This window comes from Mesorhizobium sp. W050, from assembly GCF_054719535.1.
Window position 1 is genome coordinate 4133282 of the sequence record NZ_JBTTIH010000001.1, and the last position, 22917, is coordinate 4156198.

Here is a 22917-nt window from a genome sequence, read left to right on the forward strand (position 1 = left end):
GCCGGGCGTCAGTCGCGCGATATGGACAGCCCCGAGAGAAGCGGAGCGTACGCGGCGAGCCTGCGGGATACGAACTCTGTGAAGAGCCGCACCCGCTTCGTCTTGCGTGTCTCGCCTTGCGTGAGAAGCCAGAGTGTCCCATGCATGGGCACGTCGATCCCCGGCACCCTCACCAGCAGGGGGTCGGTATCTCCGACGAAGCACGGCAGTTTCGTTATCCCAATCCCCTGGTGCGCCGCGATGATCTGCGTCTCGGCGTCAGGTGTCCTGAACGGTACTCCCGTGACGTGAACTTCTCCCTCGCGCGCCCAGTCCGGAATTCCATGATTGTCTATGCCTATCCATCGGATGGGATCAAGCGTGCCCGCACGCCACGCGGCTAGTCGATCGCGAGACATGTAGACGCCGCTGAACAGCTCCGGTCCCTTCAGGCCGTGAAGATTGAGCGGCAGGGTCTTGCGGTCGGCGACAATGCGGATCGCGACGTCGGCCTCTCGGTTGGTCAGATTTGCCAGCTCACCGGACGACAAGATTTCCATCTCGATGTCGCGATGCAAACGCGCGAAGTCGGCGAGATCCGACATGAGCAGGTGTGTGGCGAGGAACGGTGGAAGCGTCACCCGCAAAAGTCCGCGCGCGCTCTGGTCACGACCGAAGACGCGCGTCTCCAGCTGGTGCGACGACGCTTCCATCTGGGTCGCGAGATCGAGGACCTCTTCGCCCGCAGCCGTCAGGCGGTAGCCGGAAGGCAGCTTTTCGAACATCTGCGCCCCGAGGCGTTCCTCGAGCTGAGCGATGCGTCGCAGCACGGTCGAGTGGTTCACACCGAGGTGCGCGGCGGCAGCACGCACCGAGCCGCCGCGCGCGGCGGCAAGAAAGTAGCGGACGTCATCCCAGTCGATCATGGTGCATTCCTGCGCAGCGCAGTGCGGCTTGCAAAAGCCCATACTAACACGATCAGCCGTAAGTTCGTGCGGTCATCGTGGCGTTCAATCATCTATTGGATCGTTTTCGCACCAGCGATGTGCGCGATTGCGCACTCACCGCCCGACTTCGGCGAACCCATCTTGAGGCTCTCGCGGGACTTTCCCGTATAGCCAAAGACACGAGACGGCGAAACGAAGGATGCATGACATGAACAGACTGAATGGAAAGACCGCTGTGATAACCGGCGGCGCTACGGGCATCGGCCGCGCCGCAGCCAAGCGCTTTATCGAGGAGGGCGCCTTCGTCTTCATCTTCGGCCGCCGGCAGGAAGCGCTCGACGCCGCCGTGGCTGACCTTGGGCCTAATGCCCGCGCGGTTATGGGCTCGGTCTCGGATGAGGCCGACCTCGACCGACTCTACGCTGCGGTGAAGGCCGAGCGCGGAAGCCTCGACATCGTCTTCGCCAATGCCGGGGCGGGAAGCCCGCTTCCGCTCGGCCAGATCACCGCCAGGCACATTGACGAAACCTTCGACACCAATGTGAAGGGTACGATCTTCACGGTCCAGAAGGCGCTGCCGCTGATGAGCCAGGGCGGTTCGATCATCCTGACCGGGTCGAGCGCCGGCACCACGGGCGCTCCGGGGTTCACTGCCTATAGCGCGAGCAAGGCGGCAGTGCGCAACCTGGCGCGGACCTGGGCGGAGGACCTGAAGGGCACCGGCATCCGGGTAAACGTGTTGTCGCCCGGGGCGACGGCGACCGAACTCGCGAAGGAGGCGTTGGGCGAGGAAGGCCAGAAGGCCTACGGCGCGATGACTCCGCTCCAGCGCATGGCCGATCCGGCGGAGATCGGGGCCGTGGCCGCCTTTCTCGCGTCGCCGGACAGCAGCTTCATGACTGCCAGCGAGGTCGCCGTCGACGGCGGCCTGGCTCAACTCTGACCCCCAGCGCGGTCCGTACCTGGCCCGTGCGCAACGAAAGACAAAGAATTATGAAAAAACTCGAAGGCAAGATCGCAGTCATCACGGGCGGAAGCAGCGGGATCGGATTGGCCACAGCCAAGCGCTTCGTAGAAGAAGGAGCGCACGTCGTGATTACCGGGCGAAGAGAGAAGGAGTTGAAGGAGGCCGCAGCCTTCATCATGAAAAACGTTACGACGGTCGTGGGTGACGTGTCGCTCCTGGAAGATCTGGATCGCCTCTATGCCGTCGTGAAGGTGAAACATGGTCATATCGACATTCTCTTCGCCAACGCCGGCGCGGGGACGATCGCACCGCTCGCCGTCGCTACCGAGGCACATTTTGATCAGACCTTCGATGTGAACGTGAAGGGTCTGTTCTTTACGGTGCAGAAGGCCCTTCCCCTGTTCAAAGACGGCGGTTCGATCATCCTGAATTCTTCAGTGTCGAACGTGTTGGGGCTTCCAGGGTTTAGTACCTACGCCACGAGCAAGGCGGCTGTACGCAACTTCGCGCGCGCTTGGACACTGGAATTCAAAGACCGCAAAATCCGCGTCAATGCAATGAGTCCGGGACCAATCGAGACGCCGGCCTTGGAGACAACGACTGGCCTTACCCCTGAGCAAGCCGAGCAAGCGGCCGCCCAGTTTGCGTCACAGATCCCAATGGGTCGCAGGGGCAAACCAGAGGACATCGCGGCTGCCGTAACGTTCCTCGCCTCCGATGAAAGTTCTTTCGTCACCGGCGTGGATCTCGCCGTCGACGGAGGCATGGCGCAAGTCTGACCCCGGCATTAGCACCAGATCGGAGAAGTACTATGAACTATGCAATCGTAGGATTCGGCAATATCGGACGGGCCCTTGCCAAGGCGTTTGCCCGAAACGGCATCGAAGTTTCCGTTGCAACCACACGCGACCCGGAAAGCTTTGCCGCCGATGCGGCCGCGATCGGACCCACCATCATCCCCAAAAAACTGGCGGAAGCCATCAAGGCGGACATCATCTTTTTGGCTGTCCGCTTCGAGGCGCACCCGAATGTCGCGAAGGCGCTCCCCACATGGCAGGGGAAGACGATCATCGATGTGACCAATGCCTATGGCGTGCCCCCTGAGGAACTGGGAGGACAACCTTCTTCCAAGTTCATCGCGCAGGCCTTCTCTGGCGCAAAACTGGTCAAGGGCTTTAACCATTTGGTCGCCCCGGTGCTTGATCAGGATCCGGCCGTACATGGTGGCCGGAGGGTCGTGTTCCTGGCAAGCGACGATGACGCTGCCGCAACACAGATTGGGGAGCTTGCGGAAAATCTCGGTTTCGCGCCGATCAAGCTTGGCGGGGTGTCGGAAGGTGGCCTGCTGGTCCAGGCGCGCGGAGACAGCTGGGGTCGTCTCATCTTTAAGGACTTGGTCAAGTTCGACTGACGAGCACGACGTCCACACCGGTAAAGAGACAACGCAGGCGATCGGAACTCGGATCGGATCAAGCGCGATCCGATCCGAGCAAATGGAGAAATCATTATGAGCACCGAGAAGAATATCCACTCCTAAGGAGATTTCGATGTACGACCAATCCAAGGTGTCCGAATTAATCCGGTTCGCACGAATCGAGGCGGGCTCCACCGTGATCGACGTCTACCCTGGCGACGGAGACTGGACGCGCCTCTTCTCCGACATCGTCGGATCAGAGGGGCGGGTCTACAGCTTCGTGCCGGCCGAAGTCGCCCACTTCAAGCACGATCCGGTCGGCCTCATGCGGACGCTCGCGAAGGAGCCGGGCCGAGAGAACGTCGAAGCCGCCTCGGCGGATCTCGTCGCGATGCCGGAGGTCACGCCGCCAGCGGATGTCCTATGGCTGCACCTGTTTTACCACGATCTTCACACCGCCCTGGTCCAGAAGAAGGGTGCGACGGCCGCCGACTTCAATCGAGCTGTCTACAACCGGCTGAAACCCGGTGGGTCCTACGTCATCGTCGACCACGCCGCCGCCGCTGGGTCAGGCACGAGCGACAAACGGTCGCTGCATCGGATCGACCCTGCATCCGTCCGCGAGGAGGTGGAGGCGGCCGGCTTCGTGCTGGACGCGGAAAGCACCGTGCTCTTGAACAGGGATGACCCGCACTCGATCAAGGTGTTCGATCCCGCGATCAAGGGCGAGACCGATCGCTTCGCGTTTCGGTTCGTGAAGCCCTGATAGCTCCCGGCGCCGACTTCATGTCCAGTTCCCCAATGGGCCAATCAACTCGGGTTCGCACCCGCCAAGCTGGGAAAGGTCAACGAGGATAGCGCGCTGTGCACGCACGCGATGCGGCAGCGCCTTGAAGGCGTCCGAGGTGATGATGGCACAAGGTTCTGGAGCACACCTGCCGCAGGTTCCTGATCTGAACTTGATGAAATGACGGAAGTCGCCGCGCCGTTGAGGGAGCCGGCGCATCCTTCAGGGGATGCGCCGGCTCAACGGTTCAAGAATGGTGGATTTCCGTTCCCAGCACCTTCAGGCATTCACGGATGAACGCCGCAAGCGCGGTCCAGCCTTTGGCTGAAACCATGGTCCCATCGACATAGGCGTCGGTGGGAGACAGATCGATGTAGGTGCCGCCGGCAAGCGTCACCTCCGGCTCGCAGGCGGCGAGCGCCGCCACCTTCTTGCCGCGCACGACGCCGTCGACCGCGATCAGAATCTGGACGCCATGGCAGATCGTGAAGATCGGCTTCTTGGCCTCGTGAAAATGGCGCACCATTGCCTGTATCCGCTTGTCGGTGCGGATGTATTCGGGGCCACGACCGCCGGCGCAATAGACAGCGTCGTACTGGCTCAGCTGCTTCTCGGCGTCGGCGAAGGTCTTGTTGATCAGCGCGTTATGGCCGGGCTTTTCGGTGTAGGTCTGATCGCCCTCGAAATCGTGCAGCGATGTCTTGATCATGTCTCCGGCGCTTTTGTCGGGGCACACGACATGAACGGTGTGTCCCACCGCTTCCATCGCCTGCTGATAGACGAAGATTTCATACTCCTCGGTGAAATCACCGGTCAGCATCAGGATTTTTTTGGCTGGCATGTCTTTTCCTCTCGGCTTGTTTCAGGGGCGAGGTGCACTGCGCGCCTCGCTTCCCGGGATCGAAATCGGCTCAGAACGGGGAATAGAATTCGTAGGCGGCAGGCTGGGCGGACAGCGGCGCGCCGCGCTTGAGGGTGCCTCTGACAAGCAACATCGCCAGGCTACTCGAACGCAGGCAGGAGCCTGTCCCGCGAATTTTCGATGTGCGCGCGCATGGCTTTTTCGGCGGCGTCCGGATCGCCCGCGGCAAAGGCAGCGAGAATAGCCTCGTGCTCGTCGAGCGCCTCTTCGGTCACCCTGGAGTGATACATCAGGCGGAAGATATGGAAGTGGGTATGCTGGTGATTCAGTGTCTCGCGAATGAGTTCGTTTTGGGCAAACTCGACGATCTTGTCGTGGAAGATCGCATCCTGACGGGCGAAGTTCGAATAGCGCAGGCGTTCGTCTTTCCCCACCCGCCGAGCCATGACGCCGGCCGCCTCCTGCAGCGCGGCAAGGCGCTCGCCGTCCATTGTTGCGGTGGCTTTGGCCGCGGCGGCAGGTTCAAGCAATAGACGCAGCTCGTAAAGCTCGTCGAAGCGCCGGCGGGTGATTTGTGGGGCGGCGCGATAGCCGATCAGGTGGGTTTTCAGAACCAGCCCTTCCCCCTCCAACCTGCCAAGCGCTTCACGAATGGGGGTATGCGAGACGTTGAATTCCTTGACGAGATTGTCGACGGTGATGCGCGATCCCGGAGCAATCCTCAAAGACATGAGCTGCGCGAAGATTGCTTCGTAAACGTCGCCAGCCAGACTGTTGGCGCGCTGAATACGACCGGTCGCACGAGCTTCATTGTCAACCGTCAGGTCCGTGTTCTGCATCGTTTGCCTCTTGACAGAACCATCCACTAACATGATGCTCCGCGAAACTCAATCCTATATCATATACGATTTTATGAGGGTATCGCATGATCACGACCTGCAGCGCCGAGGTCGGCCTCCGGCACGAAGCCAAGCCTGTCGGCTTCCAATCCGTCTTCGCAGGATCTTGTGCATGAGCTTGTTTGCAGCGGCGCGCCTGCCGAGCGAGATTCTGTTCGGCAAAGGCCAGCGCCATGTCCTGCCTGCCATTGCCGCCAAATATGGGCGCCGCGCGTTCGTCTGTACCGATGAGCGATTCGCGGCGACGTCGCAGTTCGCCGAGATCCTCGCTGGCTTGCACAACGCGGCGATCGAGACGTTGGTCTTCGACCGAACGCTGCCGGATGTGCCGCGCGACAGCGTCGCCGCCTGCATTGCGCAAGCGAAAGATTTCAAGCCGGACATGGTGATCGGCATCGGGGGCGGCAGCTGCCTCGACATGGCCAAATGCGCTGCACTTCTGCTCAGCCACGGCGGCAGGCTCGAGGACTACTATGGCGAGTTCAAGGTACCCGGCCCTACCCTTCCGGTGATCGCAGTGCCGACGACGGCTGGAACAGGCTCCGAGGTGACCCCCGTCGCCGTGATCTCCGACCCGGATCGGACGCTGAAAGTGGGTATCGCCAGTCCGCATCTCATCGCAGCAGTGGCGCTTTGCGATCCGGATCTGACGGTGACCTGTCCACCATCCTTGACGGCGATCGCCGGCGCCGACGCGCTGACGCACGCAATCGAGGCCTTCACAGCGGCCAAACGCGGCGCGGACCCTCATTTGCCGCAACAGCATGTGTTCATCGGCAAGAGCGCTCTGACCGACCATTTCGCGCTTTTGGCCATCAGGCTGCTCGGCCGCAGTCTGGAAAAGGCATATCGCGACGGATCGGACGAGGATGCGCGCGCCGACGTGATGATCGGAGCGCTGGCCGCCGGTTGCGCCTTCGGTACGGCGGGAACGGCCGCCGCCCATGCGGTGCAGTATCCCGTTGGCGCGCTTACCCACACCCCGCATGGCCTGGGGGTGGCCACGATGCTGCCCTATGTGATGACCTACAATCTGGCCGCAGCAGCCGCGGAGATTGCGGAAGTCGGCACTGCTCTTGGCCTTTCCCATCAGGGCGGCGGCGCCGATGCCTTGGCGCACGCCACCATCCGTGAGGTGAGCCGGCTGTTTGGCGCCATCGGCATCACACCGACATTGGCCGAACTGGGTCTTCCCGAAGACAAGATCGACTGGACGGCTGAGCAGGCGCTGGGCATCGACCGGTTGATCAAGAACAATCCGCGCCCGTTCGACCTCGCCGCGATGCGACAGCTGGTCAGGGCTGCCTATGACGGCGACATGTCCGCCGCCATGATGTGATCGACCAGGAGTTCATCCAATGAACATTGCCGCAGGCATATCCGACGAGGATCAAGATATGTTCGACTACGCCACGGTCTCGCACGGTCTCTACATTGGCGGACGCTGGCGGCCCTCATCGGAGGGCCGCGTGATCGAAGTGGTCGATCCCTCGACCGAAGCCGTGATCGCTGCGGTTCCCGATGCAACGCTCACTGATGCCGCCGCCGCCGTCGACGCTGCCGCGAAGGCGGCCGCCGGCTGGCGCGAGACCCCGCCACGCAGGCGATCGGAAATCCTGCGGCGCTGCTTCGAACTGATGACCGACCGGATGGAGACGTTGGCTGCGCTGATCTCGCTGGAGAACGGCAAGGCGCTGCGCGATGCGCGCGGTGAAGTCGCCTACGCCGCTGAGTTTTTCCGCTGGAACGCCGAGGAGGCGGTCCGCATCAGCGGCGAGTTCGGCCTTGCACCCTCGGGCGCGAACCGGATCATTGTCGACTACCAGCCCATCGGCATTTGCGTGCTCATCACGCCATGGAATTTCCCAGCCGCCATGGCGACACGCAAAATCGCTCCGGCGCTCGCGGCCGGCTGCACGGTGATCCTGAAGCCCGCCAGCGAGACGCCGCTGACGGCCTATGCGCTTGCGGCGCTCTACGAGGAAGCCGGCGTGCCGCCCGGCGTCGTCAACGTCCTGACGACCTCGACCCCCGGACCGGTGACGGCGGCCATGCTGGCCGATCCGCGCGTGCGAAAGCTGTCCTTCACCGGCTCGACCGGCGTCGGGCGCGTGCTGCTGGCCGAAGCCGCAAAGCACGTCATTTCCTGTTCCATGGAGCTTGGCGGCAACGCACCCTTCATCGTCTTCGACGACGCCGACCTGGAAGCCGCCCTCGACGGTGCGATGGTTGCCAAGATGCGCAACGCCGGCGAAGCCTGCACGGCCGCCAACCGGCTTTACGTCCAGGCCGGCATCCATGATGCTTTCGCGGAAGGCTTGAGCAAACGCATGGCGGCACTCAACGTGGGCCCGGGCACAGACTCAGACACAGAATGCGGGCCGATGATCACCAGGAAGGCTGTGCACAAGATCGACCGGCTTGTGCAGGACGCCGTTGCCCGCGGCGCCAAAATCCTGTGTGGTGGCGGCGTATCTGAAGGCAGAGGCTTTTTCTATCCGCCAACGGTGCTCAAGGACGTGCCGGCCGACGTTGCCATGGCTCACGAGGAGATCTTCGGTCCCGTGGCGCCGATCAGTCGCTTCGAAAGCGAGGCGGATGTCATCTCCAAAGCCAATGACACCGAATACGGTCTCGCTGCCTACATCTATACGCGCGACCTGGGCCGGGGGATGCGCGTGGCATCGAAGATCGAGTCCGGCATGATCGCGCTCAACCGCGGCCTGATGTCGGATCCGGCGGCGCCCTTCGGCGGAGTCAAGCAAAGCGGGTTGGGGCGAGAAGGCGGCCAGAAGCATGGCGTTGCCGAGTTCATGGAGGCCAAGTACATCGCCGTGACCCTGTGAGCGGACATCACGCCAAAGATCCGTTTCGCATTCGCGATCATGTGGTCGAGTTCGACGACATGGTCGCCGAGATCGTTCGCAGAAGCGAGGACACCAGGGCGAATGTTCCCATGGTCGCCGATGTCGCCTACGGGGCTGACGCCACCGAAACCGTGGATCTGTTCTTTCCCGAGGGCAAACGGGACCGCCTGCCGGTGCACATGTTCATCCACGGGGGCTATTGGCGCATGTTCTCCAAGCGCGACTATTCCTACGTCGCCGAGACCGTTACGAACGCAGGTGCGATCGCGGTCATTGTCGACTACGCGCTGATGCCGACCGTCAGGATGGCCAGGATCGTCGACCAGGTGCGCCGCGCCAAGCGATGGGTATTTGACAATGTCGCACACCATGGCGGCGATCCCGGCCTGCTGACCGTTAGCGGTCATTCCGCCGGTGCGCATCTGGCAACAATGCTTTTCGACGGTGACGAGCGGCCTTCCGGCATCAAAGCTGCGCTGCTGCTTGGCGGCCTCTACGACCTGAAGCCATTGCAGATGTCGTTCCTTGCCGCCGAGATCGCGATCACCGACGAGGAGGCCCGCCGATTCTCGCCGATCGATCACAGTTTCGATCCATCCGTGGACGTAGATATCTTGGTCGGCGCCGATGAAACGCCGCCGTTCCACAGCCAGGCCGCACTCTTCACGGACCACCTTGACACACAGGGACTGACTGTTTCGCGCACCACCCTTGGTGGGGCCAATCACATGAGCAGCGTCCGTGACCTTGGCTTGGCTGGTACCGAGGCCGCGTCACTGCTGGCCCGCGTCGTGGCCGCCTGAGACTTCCGCCAGAAGCGCTGCTGGACGCGACCGTTCTGCAAAGTAGCGTCGCAGCATCGGGTACCGACAGCGGTGGCGAATCTCCCGCCACCGGTCCCCATACCGTAAGCCCGCCGTCGATGTCGACGTCGACGTGGTTCATGCTTTCCAGCGTGATTGAGCTTGATAACCGATGTCGGCGATCGCCGTCATGCCGGCAGCGCAGTTGAGTTCCCAAAGCCAACCGGCCAAAGATGCCCCTCAGGGGAGAGCGGGCCGGCGTTCCGTAACCTCGCCTTCAGAATATGATAGCCCGCGGCACCCGGAGAAGGGAATCTGCGCTCTCAAACCAGCATCGACTGCTGGGCGAAGATGCCCGCCGTCGCGCCGTGCGATATTGCCAGGGTGACCGATGGCGGCGTGAGGGGGTTGGCGAGGTCGCCCGCGGCGTAGATGCCGGGCATGCTGGTTTCGCGGCGCTCGTCGACCTTGAGGATTACGCCGAGGGGCGTATCGACCGTGGCGAGGCCCAGTGATTCATGCAGGCCTGCGGATGGCTTGTTGCGCGGATGCGCGAACAGGATGTCGACCGCGACATTGGGGCCGGTATCGAGCTTGACGGTGGCGTTATGCCCCCCGTGATGGGCGATCTCGATGATCCGGCCGTCGACGACAGGTATGTTGCGGCGCGCCAGACCGGCCCGGATATCGGGCGGAATGTCGTGACCATCGGCAAAGACCGTCAACCTGTCGGTCCAATCGTGGAACAGCCTGACCTGATTCATCGACTGTGGGCCGGACCAGACGAGGCCCCAATGCTGGCCGGCGACTTCAAAGCCGTCGCAATAGGGGCAGGGCACGATGGACGTGCCCCAGCTTTCGGCAAAGCCCGGAACATCAGGCATCTGGTCGACGACGCCATAGCTCAGGATCAGCCGGCGCGCGCCCAGGCTTCCGCCATCGCCAGTGAGCACGGAGAAATCGTCGATGGCCCCGGACAGGCTGTCGGCCCGGGCATTGACCAGCTTGATCGTGGGATAGCGCGCCAGCTGCCGCCGCGCCTCGGCCAGGATGTCCAGCGGCGGCTTGTGATCGTGGCCGAGCAGGCCATGCGAGTGGCCGGCGAAGCGGTTGCGCGGCAGGCCGGTATCAAGAACGGTGACCTTGCGGCGGGCACGGCCGAGTTGCAGGGCGCCGGCGAGACCGGCAAAGCTGCCGCCGATGATAATGACGTCATCCATGATGGGCTCCGTGTTGTGGATGAGGGGCCGGTTGGACCTGGTTGAAACCTACCCATCGGCTTGCGCATTTCAGAAACTACATGGTATCGTAATCCAAGAATTAGGATACTGTCAAGGACTGGAATTGTCGTGACCGAAAATAGCCAGGGCCGGCGCGGCCGGCCCGCCAACGAGGCGCTTGGCCAAACGATACTCGACGCTGCGTCCGAACTCTTTGTCGAATTGGGGTTTCAAGCGACGACATTGGACAAGGTCGCCCAGCGGGCGAAGATATCCAAGCTCAGCATCTATCGGCACTTCGAGAACAAGGAGGCGCTGTTCAGCGCGGCCATCGCGTCCGGCTGCCATCAATTGTTTGCACCACAGGCCCTTCTTGAAGGCATCGACGGTTCGGTCGAGGATCATCTCATGGCGGTGGGATCATCCCTGCTTCGCACGCTGTTGAGATCAGATGTCCGCAGTGTCGAAGCCATGGTAATGGCCGACCAGACGAATCCAAGGTCGTTAAGCAAGCTCCATTTCGAAGCCGGCCCCGCCCATGTCATCGCCCAAATCGAGGTCCTGTTGCGTCAGTTGCACGCGAAGGCGGTTCTGAACGTGCCCGATCCTCTCCGGTCCGCCCGCTTGTTTGCCGCGCTTTTCAAAGGATCCGATCTTTTGATTATCGCACGCTTCGATCAGGCGAGAGCGGCGGACGACAACGAAGTCGAATCCTATTGCCGGTCGGCCGTCGCCATGTTCATCGCTGCGCACGGCTAGCACTCTGCCCTGCCCGCTAATCATTGTATTTCTGCGAAATACTCCGCTAGAGCCGCCGTCGCGATGGCGCCCATCCACCTCGTGTCGATCGCGTCGGGTCGGACTGCGCGCCCGCCCGTGAGCGGCATCTCCTACCTGCCCCGGTCACAGCGCTGCTTCGGCCGACCCTGTGCGGGCGAGGAAGAGAATGCCGGTTACGGACGCCAGAATCGAGCAGATGACGTGTCAGCCGCCGCGAAGGACACCTGCGGACGGAACGTTTTTGGTACACTTGAGTACGTCCATTCGTGGGTCGGGGCCCAGCGGCTCGTGCCCGACGCGCCCCGGGGAGGCCGCTGGTGCCCGCGACGCTTCCAAGGTGCGGGTCTGGAATGGCCCAAAAATTCTCTCGAGCTCCCGGAACATCGGTCCGCCCCTGTGGTTCGACAAGCAGCGGCACAGTCGATCCAACCAGGCATCGGCCCGCTTAGGACAGGCGCGAGGTCCCTACCCACAGATCTTGCGAAAATAGGAGCAAGCTATGCGAGCGTTGGTCTGGCACGGCAAGGAAGACATACGCTGCGATCAGGTTTCGGACCCGGAAATTGAGGATGAACGTGACGCGATCATCAAGGTGACGAGTTGTGCCATATGCGGCTCCGACCTTCACCTCTACCACAACTATGTGCCAGCCATGCTGCCCGGCGACATCATGGGCCACGAGATGATGGGAGAGGTCGTTGAGGTCGGCAAGGGCGTCAACGGCGCTCTGAAGAAGGGAGACCGCATCGTCGTGCCGTTCACCATAATCTGCGGTGAGTGCGACCAGTGCAAGCGACAGAACTTTTCGGTTTGCGAACGCACAAACCGCAAGAAGAATCTCGGTGACAAGGTGTTCGGGCACACCACCGCGGGTCTGTTCGGCTACACTCATTTGACCGGCGGCTATCCTGGGGGACAGGCGGAATACATGCGTGTGCCGTTCGCCGATGCCACGCACGTAAAGGTGCCTGACAGCCTTACCGACGAGCAGGTTCTCTTCCTCGGCGATATTTTTCCTACCGGATGGCAGGCGGCGGCACAGTGCGACATTGAGCCCACCGATACGGTTGCGGTGTGGGGCTGTGGCCCAGTCGGGCAGATGGCCATACGCAGCGCCCTGCTGCTCGGCGCGAAACAGGTGGTGGCGATCGATTGCCTGCCGGAGCGGCTTTCCATGGCCGCGGCCTGCGGCGCCATCGCCATCAATTTCGCCGAGGAAAGTGTCGTCGAACGACTGCGGGAACTCACCGGCGGAAAGGGCCCGGAGAAGTGCATCGATTGCGTCGGCATGGAAAGCCACGTCTCGCTGGCCCAGCCCGATACCGTCTACGATCGCGCAAAGCAGTTGATGCTGATAGAAAATGATCGACCGCACGTTTTGCGTGAGATGATCTATGTCTGCCGGCCGGCCGGCGTGATCTCGATCCCCGGCGTCTACAGCGGGCTGGTCGACAAGATTCCGATGGGACAGGCAATGAACAAGGGGCTCACCTTCCGAATGGGGCAGACCCATGTCAACCGTTGGACCGAGGATCTGTTGCGCCGCATCGAAGATGGCCAGATCGACCCATCCTTCGTCATCACACATACCGTGGGGCTCGAGCAGGGACCCGAGATGTACAAGGTGTTTCGCGACAAGCAGGACAGCTGCATCAAGGTTGTACTGAAACCGTAGGGAAATCGTCATGAACGTGATTGCCAAACTTACCAACATCACCCGATCGCCTGGCGATCCCAAAGTGCTGAAGACTGGGCAGAGTGCGGTCGCGGCCTCCGATGGCCTTGCCCGCAAGCTCGGCTGGTTCAGCATCGCGCTTGGCGTCGCCGAGCTGGTTGGCGCCGAGCGGATTGCCGGCGCGCTCGGCATGCGCGGCAAGGAAGATCTGATCCGCGCTTATGGGGCGCGGGAAATAAGCAGCGGCATACTCTCGCTTTCAGTGGACAAGCAAGCGGGGCTGTGGAGCCGGGTGGCCGGCGACGGCCTGGATATCGCGACATTGCTGACAGCGTATCGGCATGGCAACCCAAAGCGCGATAATGTGGGCCTTGCGCTTGCGATGGTCGCCGGCATCACATTGCTCGACATCATCGGTGCGAAAAGCGTGACCGCGCGCCACTCTCGGAGGGGGACCAAGCCACGCGACTACAGCGATCGAAGCGGCTTTCCCGGAGGCACTGCCGCAGCCCGCGACCGTGCCCGCTCGCAGCGCAGCCAGAAGGCCGGCGCAGCCTGATAGAGATTGCGGAACCCTGGCGGCATGCGACCTGGACAGGTGGCATCTCGTCAGGCCCTAACGCCAGAGGTGGTAGCTCTCGGCGAGCCGAGTTTGCTGGAACAGAGTGGACCGTCGCGCGGCCGTTCTCGCGTCTCCTGGGTCACCGCCGCGCATGGGTTGTGTGGCCGGCGTTAAAGGCAGGAGGCAAGCAGCGATGCGACCAGGCGTCTAGCCTTCCATGTCTCTTACCTTGGCCAGGTTCCGGCGATCCTCAGGCCGAGCCGCGTTCGGGAAGCTTGGTCTCTTCCGCCACCCCTTTCCGCAGGTCTCGGCGCGAGCGTTCCGCTTCGTCGGAATTATTATCGTCGTCTGTCCGCTCGAGTTCGCGATCGATTGTCTCGCGCGACCCCTCTGCCGGATCCTGTTGCGGAGATGTGTTCGGGCCGGTTTCGATCTTGCCGTCGCCGGGAACGGTGCGGTCGCCAGACTTCGTCATCTTCAGCTTCCCTTTCATCTGTCATCTGCCTCGGCATCTCCGATGGCATGAATTTGGCCGCTTCCTGCCGAACCGGATCGTCGACGCTTTGTTCCGGGAAAGCCCCCGCAGGTTCGTGCTGGTCGGCCCGGGGCATTGGTCGATGCCCATGCCGGGAAGCATCCTATGCCAACGAGTCGGCGGCAGCCTCATCGATGTCGTTATCAACATGTGGGCTGTTTCGGCCCGGACACGCGAGCACGCCAGGCTCGCGGCGAGTTTTCGAACCGAAGCAGATGCGCAGCGTAACAGCTGGATGTATAGGGAAAAGGCTGCCTCATCCACGACATCGCGCTTCGGGAGGGCCGGCGGCATGCTCGCCTGGGCGGTCCGGCAGCTGGTAGCGAACTGGTCATAGGCCTTTGCAAAGCCGCGTCGATGAAGCGGGTGCGGGTAGCGCTGGTCGTCGAGGCATCTGTCAATCGGAGACAAGCGCGACCACTTGTGACCTCGCTGTTTTTTCCACCGGACTCGACATCTCACTATCATAGTTGATTGTGGCTACCGGTGACCCTGCGTAATGGATAGCCATTCCAACTCTCCAACAGGAAAACGGTATGTTGTATCCGGGTCGGTTTTTGGGGCCAAGCGACATTGAGATGCTCGCCCAGGTTTGTCACACGGTCTGCAAAGAGCGCGCCCTACCTCTTGCTTCGCAGAACGGAGAGCGCATAGCTGCGCATATACTCAGGCTGTTTATGAACGGCTTGATTGGGCAGAATGAACTGCTCGATGCCGAGAGGAACTGGGCTCGTCGGCCTGACCGTTCGGTCCAGCAGACGATGTCAACTACGCGCACATGAGAGGCCGCGTGACCCAGACTTGGTCGTCGGAAAGCCGCCAAGGCCAGTTGGGAACAAACCTGACGTTTAAGCGTTTGTAGAGCCCTTCCACCGGGCAACTCACCGAAATGCTTCTTGCCGTGAATGATGCGATGTCGACGGCCGTTTTGGCGGGCAGGAGCGCCAATGCGGAAATAGTCGGCGTGGTCGACCTCACCAACAAAGCTGAGGTCGACATCGGCATCACCAGCTTGGGAAGAGCCATCCAGTTCGTGGCCAACGCCTCGGTGCTTGGATACGACATTCGCGGCGCCATGGTCTTCTATGGCGCGCCCGGTACCCCGAGCCTAAGGGCGAGAGAGTGCGAGCGCTTGTGGGCGCAGTTTGGCGGCGCGCTTCTACAGCCGTAGCTATCAGGACGTTCGCCCCACCCGTTCATGGGCGCACGGAGCTAGGCGCTAACCAGCCGCAGCGGGAATGGCTCGGTGCTAGGTCTAGCGCGCGACCGCACCAAGCAGCTTTTCGGTGAGCGGCTTTGAGCGGTTGAGCCAGCGTGAGAGCGTTCGGCCGCATACCTGCCGGTGCCTGCTTTCATGTGACTGGGCGGGGCTATCGGGGAGCCGGGTTGACCACTGGGCCTTAGCCGAGGGAAGCACAGTACGGCAACCTCGCTCTTTGCTGGCTAACATCCTTCCGCTCTCAGGGACCGGACCATGCGCACAACAACAGGGTCATACGGTTTCTTTTCGGATTTCCGATAATTCATTGTGAAAAGCGCGGCACGCTCGTTGCAGACCATAATTGCACGGACATAGCGAATCTCACCATTCTTGACCCCGGAGTAGCTGGCCCATTTCGGGGCTAGGCGCCGATAGGTCAGTCGCCAACCGGCCTTTTCGTCCTCGATCATGCGATGTTCAATCTCGGCGCGAAAACTTGCTTTGCCCAGTCGCGCGCCCCAAACGACCAGAAACGCGTCTCTTGGGCCCTGAAAAGCCGCGCCCTGCTCCGAATTCTGGGTCAGGACGAAATTCGGAGGAATATCGAAACTAAAGCCAAGCTGTCGGACGCCGAAGGGCTGCCACGCCTCGGCCTGAAGCAACGTGGTCCAAAAGAGAAAAACTGTAAGTCCGAGCAGTAGGCGTCGCATTGCTCTGATTTAGCGCTGGCTAACATGGTGTCCAGACGGACAGAGGTCCGTGACATAAAAATATGCATTATGGCCGCGCAGCATACGGACGCGGAATTCGCTATTGACGGCGTGCGGTCGAAACGGCTTCCGTCCCACGAAAGGAGAGGACGCAGAGGGAATTGGTGCGTCGGTATGATCGACTGGCAGAAAATTGGCGAGGCCGAATGTCCAACGTTCATTGCCCGCAAAAATGGGCGCCGGCTTCCTCTTGTGCCTAGGGAAGAAGAGCCGAAATTATTCCCTGACGAAGACCCTGATCTACCTCAGACGGGGGGCAGGCCCTGTAACTTCGCCGTGACCTGATCCCCTTCGGGGAACAATCAGATCGAGCTCAAGTTTGGCCTTCCAAGCGAAAGCATTGATGGAGCATGCCATGAGATTTCCACACAGCACGACGGCCGCGACCGCCGTTTTCATTGCCCTGACCTCCCCCGCGCTCGCCCAGACAAGCGGAACACCATCACCCTCGACACCTGCACCCGCTCCGGCAACCGAACCGCCGGCCGCCGGACAGTTGCCGGATGCGGCCGGACAAGCGGATGCACCAACACGCGAAATGATCCGCCAGATGGTTGAGCAAGCTGTCCGGGAGAGAATGCAGCAGGATCGCGGTTCCGAAGAAGGTTTCCGCGAGGAAGACAGTCGCAACTATCAAGGCGATCGCAACGAGGGTGCTGACCGCCACGATGAAGATGGCGGCCGTTGGCAGAACCACGGTGGCCGCGATCGTGGACACAGAATGGCTGGACGCTGGCATCATCAGCTGATGCGCGGTGCCGGCATGCGACTGATGTTCGGGCTGTTGGACACCGATGGCGACGGATCGGTGTCCGAGGACGAGGTTCAACGCGCGGTGGGCAGGATGTTCAGTAGCATTGACGAGAATGGTGACGGCAAGATCGATGCGGACGAGATCCAGTCCTTCATGCATGGCTCCAGCATGCATGGCACTGATAGCGAGGACACGCCGTAGCTGTCTTCAAAGTGAATGCTCTCCCTAGGACAAAGCGGGCGAGCGCCTGGCGGTCGAATTCGAAGCGGTGTCTCTTGGCTGTTAGGCGCGGCGGCCCTAACAGCACCCTCCAGCCTTGCGCTATTCCCGCAGTCCCGTGAGACGCCAGCCGTGACAAAAAAAAACGGCTGCGCAGTGCTGATCAAGGAACGATCGAAGCCGACCAACGCAGGGTCACTCGGACGCCCGGTCCTCCAGCAGAACGAAGGATGCGGCGATCAAGTCGTCGCCATTGATACGTCCTTGGCTGTCCTCCAACATGGTTGCAACCTTGTGGAAGGCCATCATTTCACCCGCGTCAATCTGCGCTTCACGCATCTTGGCTGTGAGATCAGCCACGCGATTTCCTAACGAATGTGATTTTGCAGTCTCGCAATTCGACATGATTAGTCGTCCTTTGCCTTGGGGTTTCACGCTGCCGAACGCAATGCTTCAGCGGATGTTCCGAATTTGGCCATCAGTCTTATGGGATAGGACTTGCGTCTGATGGCGGTTGGAAGAAGCCCGAACGGCGGAACACCCAGCCGGAAGCCGTTGATCGAAGTCCCTTGTCGCCGGTTGAGATCCCGCCATCTTCACTGTCGAGAGGGTGGCGGGATCGCCTTCCGAGGAGCGAGCACATATGAGAGTAATAGGTATTCGCAGATGTACTCACGGCCATCCTGCTCGCTTCTTTTATCTGCGCATGTTCATTCTTTTCGGGAAACCCCATCTCTCCAACAACACGCAACACCGCGTTGCTACCCATGATGATGCGATGACAACTGCATCAACAAGCAAAGCGTCTTCGCCTAAGGTGCGATTGCCGGGGGCTTTCGACTTGAAGGTCGTCCAACGGGTCCCGGTGGTCAGGCGGTGGCGTTCAGCGGGAGCCAGGTAGACTCATCGCGAAATCCCGCAGCGAGGCATGTCGCAAGTCCTCCTCACCGCGTGCGGAGACCGAGCGCGGAATCCGCCTGGTTCGTTGTAACAGGCATGCCAAGATGAGTTTCGGCGCCTGGACGCGGAAAAACCCGCCAGCGTGAGCCAGCGGGCCTTGTGATGGGATGGCCCGCGCGTGCGGTCAAGGCTGCGCGGGCCGACCATGATGAATGAGGGGACATCTTGGTCACCGGCACGACCGATGAAGAACGAGCCGGGTGTGACAAAACACCCTTGGAGCGAGGATGTTCCCGTCCGCACAAAAACGCCCGCCGGCGTGAGCCGGCGGGCAGCCGCTATTTTGCCGTCAAGCGGACAGACCGCTTGCGGCCCACCCACTGCAGCATTTTCCACTTTGAGCCGAAATCATTCTCAACTATGGTTCGCCAGGCTTAAGGCATGGGGGATTGCCGATGGTTTTATCACGCAGGGGTGTCGTGCTCGGCGGTCTGGCGCTGGTCGCGGTCGGTGGAACCAGCAATATTGTTCAAGCCGCGGGGGCAAAATCCTTTTTCGCCGGTACCGCCAGCGATAACGATTTCGTCTATCGCAAGACCAACTTCGCCAAGATCGACAAGAGATGGCATCGCCAGATCGTCAAGTATTTCAGCAGCGAGCCGGTCGGCACCGTCGTGGTCGATACCCGCCACCACTTCCTCTACCTCATCATGGAAAACAAGACTGCCATCCGCTACGGCGTCGGCGTCGGCAAGGAAGGCTTCAAATGGTACGGCCGCGCGACGATCGATCGCCGCGCGCTGTGGCCGCAATGGGTCCCGCCCCCCGAAATGCGTGAGCGCAAACCGGACTTACCGCCCATGATCGCAGGCGGCGCGTCCAACAATCCGCTCGGGCCGCGCGCGCTCTATCTGTACCGCGACGGCGCCGACATCGGCTACCGCTTGCATGGCACGCTGGAGCCATGGAGCATCGGCACCGACGCTTCCAGCGGCTGCATCCGCATGTTCCCCGAAGACATCATCGACCTCTACCAGCGGTGCCCGATCGGCACCGCGGTGGAGGTCCTGCCGCACATCGCCGACCAGGCGCCCGCTTCCACCACTGTCGAATGATTGGCGCATCATGAACCGCATGATTGAAAACACGCGCCGGCTGCTCGCCGCCGGCCTGCTGGTTGTGGCCACATCCTGCTCGACCAGCAACACGCTGGCCCCGTCGACGCCCGACGTCACCAACGCCGAGATTGCCGGCTTCCAGAACGTGCAGCCGGGCAGCGAGGAGGATTTTATCCTCAATGTCGGCCGCCGCACCTACTTCACGAAAGGTTCGGCCGCGCTCGATTCTGTCGCCAAGGCCACCCTCGACACCCAGATCGCCTGGTTGACAAAGCATCCGCGCTGGCTGCTCAAGCTGCAGGGTTTCGCCGACGATCCCGGCGCAAGTGAAACGGCGCTGTCACAGCAGCGCGCCGATGCGGTGATGGACTACCTCGCCGCCGGCGGCATAGACCGGAACCGCATGTGGGCCAAGGGCTACGGCAAGGACAGGCTCGTCCGCGACTGCCCCGACTCCGCCTGCAGGTCGCAGAACCGCCGCGTTGTGTCTAATTTGCGCGATGAGAGGGACGAGTCGTAGAGGCTGCTGTTTTGCTGGTCGCCAAATCAGTCTCACAACGCGACGGCGGCATGGCTGCAATGCGCCTATCGGGGACATTCACCCAGCGTTTGCCCCTCCCCGAAAGCTGACGCTCCGGTGAACCCGGAATGAAGTCAGCCTCGCGTCTACCAACCTCCGGTTCAGGGTCTGGTGGGTGGCTTCGGCATGCGCCTCGACCAGTTTGCGGACGTGGCAGTTGTCCGCGATCCTGATCGCGCATGAGCCTCGCCAGATGTCAGTGTGCTACCGGGAGTTGGCGCCGTGGAGCTGGCAGGTACGCTCGCTCAAAGCATCGGCCGTCCACCGGTGACCTCGTAGAGTGCGCCGGTGGTGTAGCTCGACCCTTCCGAGGCAAGCAGCACATAGGTCGCTGCAAGCTCTGCCGGTTGCCCGGGACGCTTGAGCGGTGTGTTCTTCCCGAACTCCTTGACCTTCTCAGAGGGCATTGTCGACGGGATCAGCGGCGTCCAAATCGGCCCGGGAGCGACCGCGTTTACCCGAATGCCGCGTTCAGCTACCAGTCCTGCAAGTCCGGCGGTGAAGTTGGCGATCGCTCCTTTGGTAGTGGCGTAGGCAAGCAGTGCCGGCGAGGGACTGGTCGCGTTGATTGAGGATGTGTTGATGATGGTCGAGCCGGGTTCCATGTGCTTCACTGCTTCCTGGGACAGATAGAACATCGCATAGACATTGGTGCGAAAGGTGAGATCCCATTCCTCCGCGCTGATGTCCTCCAGCTTCTCGAACGACGCCTGGTGGGCTGCATTGTTGACGAGGATGTCCAGGCGCCCGCATTCATCGATAGCTCGCTGCACAAGCGACCGCGCGAAGATTTCGTCCGAGATGTCGCCGCGTGCGAGCACCGCCTTGCGCCCCGCTTCCTCGACCAAGCGCGCCGTCTCCTGCGCATCTTCGTCCTCTTCAAGATAGGAGATCATGACGTCGGCGCCTTCGCGTGCAAACGCGATAGCCACCGCCCGGCCGATGCCCGAGTCCGCGCCGGTGATCAGCGCGACGCGGTCCATCAGCTTACCGCTGCCGCGATAGCTCTCCTCTCCGTGGTCGGGCCGTGGATCCATCTCGTCGGTGTAGCCGGGCATGTCCTGCTGCTGTTCGGGAAGCGGCGGCTGAGGATATTTCTGCTGGGCATCCTGCATGTCAGCTCCTTTTTTGGCTGGAGTTGCGGTTGTGTCGATCCGGTTCCGTGATCGGTCCCTTGGCGGCTTTCGAGCCACCGCCCCATTCCTCGGCCTTGCACGCTTGGTCGCCGCCCATGAGGTCCGGCGAACTGCGATTTGCGGTGCCGCTGTCGGTCTTGTTCAACTCGTGCTCCTTCTTGCGTGTCGTCAGTCTTTCTCGCCGGCGGTAATCATCGACCTCAGCGGCTCTTGCGCCACATTCGCCTCGATTTCCGCGCGTCCGGGAGTGTCCGATAGCGCCTTGCGGAAATTTTTCGCATAATCCGGTGGCATCTTCGGTGGCATCATCGGTTCGTACGGGTCGACCACGGCCTCGATGACCACCGGACCCTCAGCAGCCAGGGCAGCGTCGAGAACACCTTCCACCTCCTCGGCGCGAGAGACGCTGTAACCAATGCCGCCCATGGCTTCGGCGGCCATGGCGAAGTCGATGGGCTGGAGTTCGCAGGCGAATTGCGGGTTACCGAGGAACATCATCTGCTCCCAGGCGATCTGATTGAGCATGCCGTTCTTGAGCACGAGCACCTTGAGTGGGACCCGGTACCGAACTGCCGTCGAGAACTCGCCGAGTTGCATCGCGAGACCGCCGTCGCCGACGACCGCGAAGACCGGCCGGCCGGGAAAGGCCAGGCCCGCGGCGATCGCATAGGGCAGTCCGCATGCCATCGAGGCCAGCGCGCCCGAGACGCCGAAGGCCTGCCCGTCACGCAGCTCGATATGGCGGGCCGCCATCTCGGTGTTCTGGCCGGAATCGGCAACCAGGATCGCATCATCGGGCAATCGTTTCCCAAATGCGCGTGTGACCACCTGGGGCTTGAGCGAAGTGGCGGCCTTTTGCTCCGACTGCGCCATCATCTCGCGCCAGCGTCGCATGCCCGCCTGCGCCTTCTCGAGGAAGCTGCGATCATCCTTGCGCTTCAGGCGCTTGTTCAGCAGTCGCAGCGTCACGGCGGCATCGCCGGCAAGGCCGGCCTCAACGGGATAGCGCAGGCCGATGCGCTGCGGGTCGCGCTCGATCTGCACCCCGCGCGCCTGTCCCGGCTTCGGGTAGTATTCGATGTAGGGAAAGCTCGAGCCGACGACGAGCAGCGCGTCACATTCCTCCATGATTTCCTGCGACGGCAGCGTGCCGAGAATTCCGATGCCGCCAGTCGTCAGCGGGTGATCGTCGGGCAAGGCAGCCTTACCGAGCAAGGCCTTTGCGACGGGGGCACCAACCAGCTCCGCCGTCTCTTCCAACTCGTGCCTGGCACCAAGCGCGCCCCGACCGGCGAGGATCGCGGCCTTCGTCGCCCCGTTCAGGATCTCGGCGGCTTTCGCAAGTTGTTCTTCGTCGGGAAGCCTGCTTCCTTCGAACCAACGATCCGGCGTATGCGACGGTTTGTTGCGCTTCGAGCGCTTGGCCTGGTCGAGCGTGTGCTCCTGCACATCGCTGGCGATCGACAGATGCGCAACGCCGCGACGTGCCAGCGCCGACCTGCAGGCGAGACCGGCCAGGCTTTCCATATGCGCCGCGTCGGAGACCTGCGCGTTGAAGACGGCGACATCGCTGAAGACGCGCGTCAAGTCGACATCCTGCTGGGTGAAGGTCTCGATGAGGTCGTGGAACTGCATGCCGGTAATGGCGAGCACCGGCGCTTGGTCGAGCTTGGCATCGTAGAGTCCCGTCAGGAGGTGTGTGCCGCCAGGGCCGGAAGTTGCGAGGCAGACACCGAGCTTGCCTGTCCATTTTGAGTAGGCGCACGCCATGAACGCTGCGGATTCCTCGTGTCGCACCTGAATGAAGCGGATACGGTCCTGCCGTCTGCGCAGCGCCTCCATGATGCCATTGATGCCGTCGCCCGGCAGGCCAAAGATGATATCGACGTTCCAGTCGATCAGCGTCTCGATGAGGATGTCCGCGGCGGTCGGCATGTCTCAG

24 protein-coding genes are annotated in these 22917 nt (G+C 61.8%); 14 read left to right on the plus strand and 10 right to left on the minus strand.

Translation table 11 applies throughout. The features are described from left to right. Positions 1 to 8 precede the first annotated feature (8 nt). Complete coding sequence (locus ACYG9Y_RS20115; protein ID WP_023699874.1) at positions 9 to 905, minus strand: LysR family transcriptional regulator; 897 nt, start codon at positions 903 to 905, stop codon at positions 9 to 11. Positions 906 to 1134: 229 nt separating this feature from the next. Here ACYG9Y_RS20115 and ACYG9Y_RS20120 point away from each other — a divergent pair, with 229 nt between their 5' ends. From ACYG9Y_RS20120 to ACYG9Y_RS20135, 4 genes are all read left to right on the plus strand, one after another. Beyond that, a complete protein-coding gene (locus ACYG9Y_RS20120; protein WP_023699875.1) occupies positions 1135 to 1869 on the plus strand; it encodes an SDR family NAD(P)-dependent oxidoreductase in 735 nt (244 codons plus the stop codon). A gap of 50 nt (positions 1870 to 1919) precedes the next feature. Beyond that, a complete protein-coding gene (locus tag ACYG9Y_RS20125; protein ID WP_023738330.1) occupies positions 1920 to 2672 on the plus strand; it encodes an SDR family NAD(P)-dependent oxidoreductase in 753 nt (250 codons plus the stop codon). A 32-nt stretch (positions 2673 to 2704) separates the two neighbouring features. Next, on the plus strand, positions 2705 to 3304 hold the full coding sequence (locus ACYG9Y_RS20130) for an NADPH-dependent F420 reductase (RefSeq protein WP_023738329.1): 600 nt from the start codon (positions 2705 to 2707) through the stop codon (positions 3302 to 3304). A gap of 136 nt (positions 3305 to 3440) precedes the next feature. Continuing rightward, positions 3441 to 4073: a class I SAM-dependent methyltransferase gene (locus tag ACYG9Y_RS20135; protein WP_023738328.1), complete on the plus strand. Its 633-nt coding sequence runs from the start codon at positions 3441 to 3443 to the stop codon at positions 4071 to 4073. Positions 4074 to 4341: 268 nt separating this feature from the next. On the opposite strand, the gene ACYG9Y_RS20140 is transcribed toward ACYG9Y_RS20135, so the two are convergent. Together ACYG9Y_RS20140 and ACYG9Y_RS20145 are read right to left on the minus strand one after the other, a co-directional pair. Further along, positions 4342 to 4935, minus strand: a complete 594-nt coding sequence (locus ACYG9Y_RS20140) for a DJ-1/PfpI family protein (protein ID WP_023667783.1) — start codon at positions 4933 to 4935, stop codon at positions 4342 to 4344. Positions 4936 to 5096: 161 nt separating this feature from the next. Then, complete coding sequence (locus ACYG9Y_RS20145; protein WP_023667782.1) at positions 5097 to 5795, minus strand: GntR family transcriptional regulator; 699 nt, start codon at positions 5793 to 5795, stop codon at positions 5097 to 5099. A gap of 172 nt (positions 5796 to 5967) precedes the next feature. On the opposite strand from ACYG9Y_RS20145, the gene ACYG9Y_RS20150 reads away from it, so the two are divergent. From ACYG9Y_RS20150 to ACYG9Y_RS20160, 3 genes are read left to right on the plus strand one after another with little or no spacing between them, the layout of a single operon-like run. Then, positions 5968 to 7194, plus strand: coding sequence for an iron-containing alcohol dehydrogenase (locus ACYG9Y_RS20150; protein WP_023738327.1), 1227 nt, complete (start codon positions 5968 to 5970; stop codon positions 7192 to 7194). A 58-nt stretch (positions 7195 to 7252) separates the two neighbouring features. Next, on the plus strand, positions 7253 to 8701 hold the full coding sequence (locus tag ACYG9Y_RS20155; RefSeq protein ID WP_245260408.1) for an NAD-dependent succinate-semialdehyde dehydrogenase: 1449 nt from the start codon (positions 7253 to 7255) through the stop codon (positions 8699 to 8701). Further along, a complete protein-coding gene (locus ACYG9Y_RS20160; RefSeq protein WP_023738325.1) occupies positions 8698 to 9525 on the plus strand; it encodes an alpha/beta hydrolase in 828 nt (275 codons plus the stop codon). The genes ACYG9Y_RS20155 and ACYG9Y_RS20160 overlap by 4 nt, the downstream gene beginning before the upstream one ends. 323 nt (positions 9526 to 9848) lie before the next feature. Here ACYG9Y_RS20160 and ACYG9Y_RS20165 read toward each other — a convergent pair whose 3' ends face one another. Next, positions 9849 to 10745 carry an NAD(P)/FAD-dependent oxidoreductase gene (locus tag ACYG9Y_RS20165; protein WP_023738324.1) on the minus strand — a complete coding sequence of 299 codons (897 nt, stop codon included), beginning with the start codon at positions 10743 to 10745 and terminating at the stop codon, positions 9849 to 9851. 129 nt (positions 10746 to 10874) lie between these two features. Between ACYG9Y_RS20165 and ACYG9Y_RS20170 the strand changes: the two genes are divergently transcribed. The 3 genes from ACYG9Y_RS20170 (at position 10875) to ACYG9Y_RS20180 (ending at position 13759) form a co-directional block, all read left to right on the plus strand. Next, entirely contained in the window at positions 10875 to 11504 is a 630-nt protein-coding gene (locus ACYG9Y_RS20170; RefSeq protein ID WP_023738323.1) for a TetR/AcrR family transcriptional regulator, read from the plus strand. 520 nt (positions 11505 to 12024) lie between these two features. After that, positions 12025 to 13200 carry a zinc-dependent alcohol dehydrogenase gene (locus ACYG9Y_RS20175; RefSeq protein ID WP_023738322.1) on the plus strand — a complete coding sequence of 392 codons (1176 nt, stop codon included), beginning with the start codon at positions 12025 to 12027 and terminating at the stop codon, positions 13198 to 13200. 10 nt (positions 13201 to 13210) lie between these two features. Further along, positions 13211 to 13759, plus strand: coding sequence for a hypothetical protein (locus tag ACYG9Y_RS20180; RefSeq protein WP_023710080.1), 549 nt, complete (start codon positions 13211 to 13213; stop codon positions 13757 to 13759). Between the two features lie 253 nt (positions 13760 to 14012). On the opposite strand, the gene ACYG9Y_RS20185 is transcribed toward ACYG9Y_RS20180, so the two are convergent. Then, on the minus strand, positions 14013 to 14237 hold the full coding sequence (locus ACYG9Y_RS20185) for a hypothetical protein (RefSeq protein WP_156929751.1): 225 nt from the start codon (positions 14235 to 14237) through the stop codon (positions 14013 to 14015). Positions 14238 to 15210: 973 nt separating this feature from the next. On the opposite strand from ACYG9Y_RS20185, the gene ACYG9Y_RS20190 reads away from it, so the two are divergent. Then, on the plus strand, positions 15211 to 15468 hold the full coding sequence (locus ACYG9Y_RS20190) for a hypothetical protein (protein WP_245260390.1): 258 nt from the start codon (positions 15211 to 15213) through the stop codon (positions 15466 to 15468). A gap of 272 nt (positions 15469 to 15740) precedes the next feature. Here ACYG9Y_RS20190 and ACYG9Y_RS20195 read toward each other — a convergent pair whose 3' ends face one another. After that, complete coding sequence (locus tag ACYG9Y_RS20195) at positions 15741 to 16160, minus strand: hypothetical protein (protein ID WP_245260389.1); 420 nt, start codon at positions 16158 to 16160, stop codon at positions 15741 to 15743. A gap of 463 nt (positions 16161 to 16623) precedes the next feature. Between ACYG9Y_RS20195 and ACYG9Y_RS20200 the strand changes: the two genes are divergently transcribed. Further along, positions 16624 to 17223, plus strand: a complete 600-nt coding sequence (locus ACYG9Y_RS20200) for an EF-hand domain-containing protein (RefSeq protein ID WP_023738317.1) — start codon at positions 16624 to 16626, stop codon at positions 17221 to 17223. A gap of 213 nt (positions 17224 to 17436) precedes the next feature. Here the strand turns inward: ACYG9Y_RS20200 and ACYG9Y_RS20205 are convergent, their stop codons facing one another. After that, on the minus strand, positions 17437 to 17601 hold the full coding sequence (locus tag ACYG9Y_RS20205; protein ID WP_348524243.1) for a hypothetical protein: 165 nt from the start codon (positions 17599 to 17601) through the stop codon (positions 17437 to 17439). Between the two features lie 995 nt (positions 17602 to 18596). Here ACYG9Y_RS20205 and ACYG9Y_RS20210 point away from each other — a divergent pair. Both ACYG9Y_RS20210 and ACYG9Y_RS20215 read left to right on the plus strand, forming a co-directional pair. Then, a complete protein-coding gene (locus tag ACYG9Y_RS20210) occupies positions 18597 to 19256 on the plus strand; it encodes a L,D-transpeptidase (RefSeq protein WP_023682764.1) in 660 nt (219 codons plus the stop codon). A gap of 10 nt (positions 19257 to 19266) precedes the next feature. Continuing rightward, entirely contained in the window at positions 19267 to 19779 is a 513-nt protein-coding gene (locus tag ACYG9Y_RS20215) for an OmpA family protein (protein WP_023667764.1), read from the plus strand. 305 nt (positions 19780 to 20084) lie between these two features. On the opposite strand, the gene ACYG9Y_RS20220 is transcribed toward ACYG9Y_RS20215, so the two are convergent. The 3 genes from ACYG9Y_RS20220 to ACYG9Y_RS20230 are packed head-to-tail and all read right to left on the minus strand — an operon-like array spanning position 20085 to position 22910. Then, positions 20085 to 20897, minus strand: a complete 813-nt coding sequence (locus ACYG9Y_RS20220) for an SDR family oxidoreductase (protein ID WP_280790897.1) — start codon at positions 20895 to 20897, stop codon at positions 20085 to 20087. A gap of 58 nt (positions 20898 to 20955) precedes the next feature. Further along, entirely contained in the window at positions 20956 to 21120 is a 165-nt protein-coding gene (locus ACYG9Y_RS20225; protein ID WP_023695159.1) for a hypothetical protein, read from the minus strand. 23 nt (positions 21121 to 21143) lie between these two features. After that, positions 21144 to 22910: a thiamine pyrophosphate-dependent enzyme gene (locus tag ACYG9Y_RS20230; RefSeq protein WP_023738315.1), complete on the minus strand. Its 1767-nt coding sequence runs from the start codon at positions 22908 to 22910 to the stop codon at positions 21144 to 21146. Between the last annotated feature and the right edge of the window lie 7 nt (positions 22911 to 22917).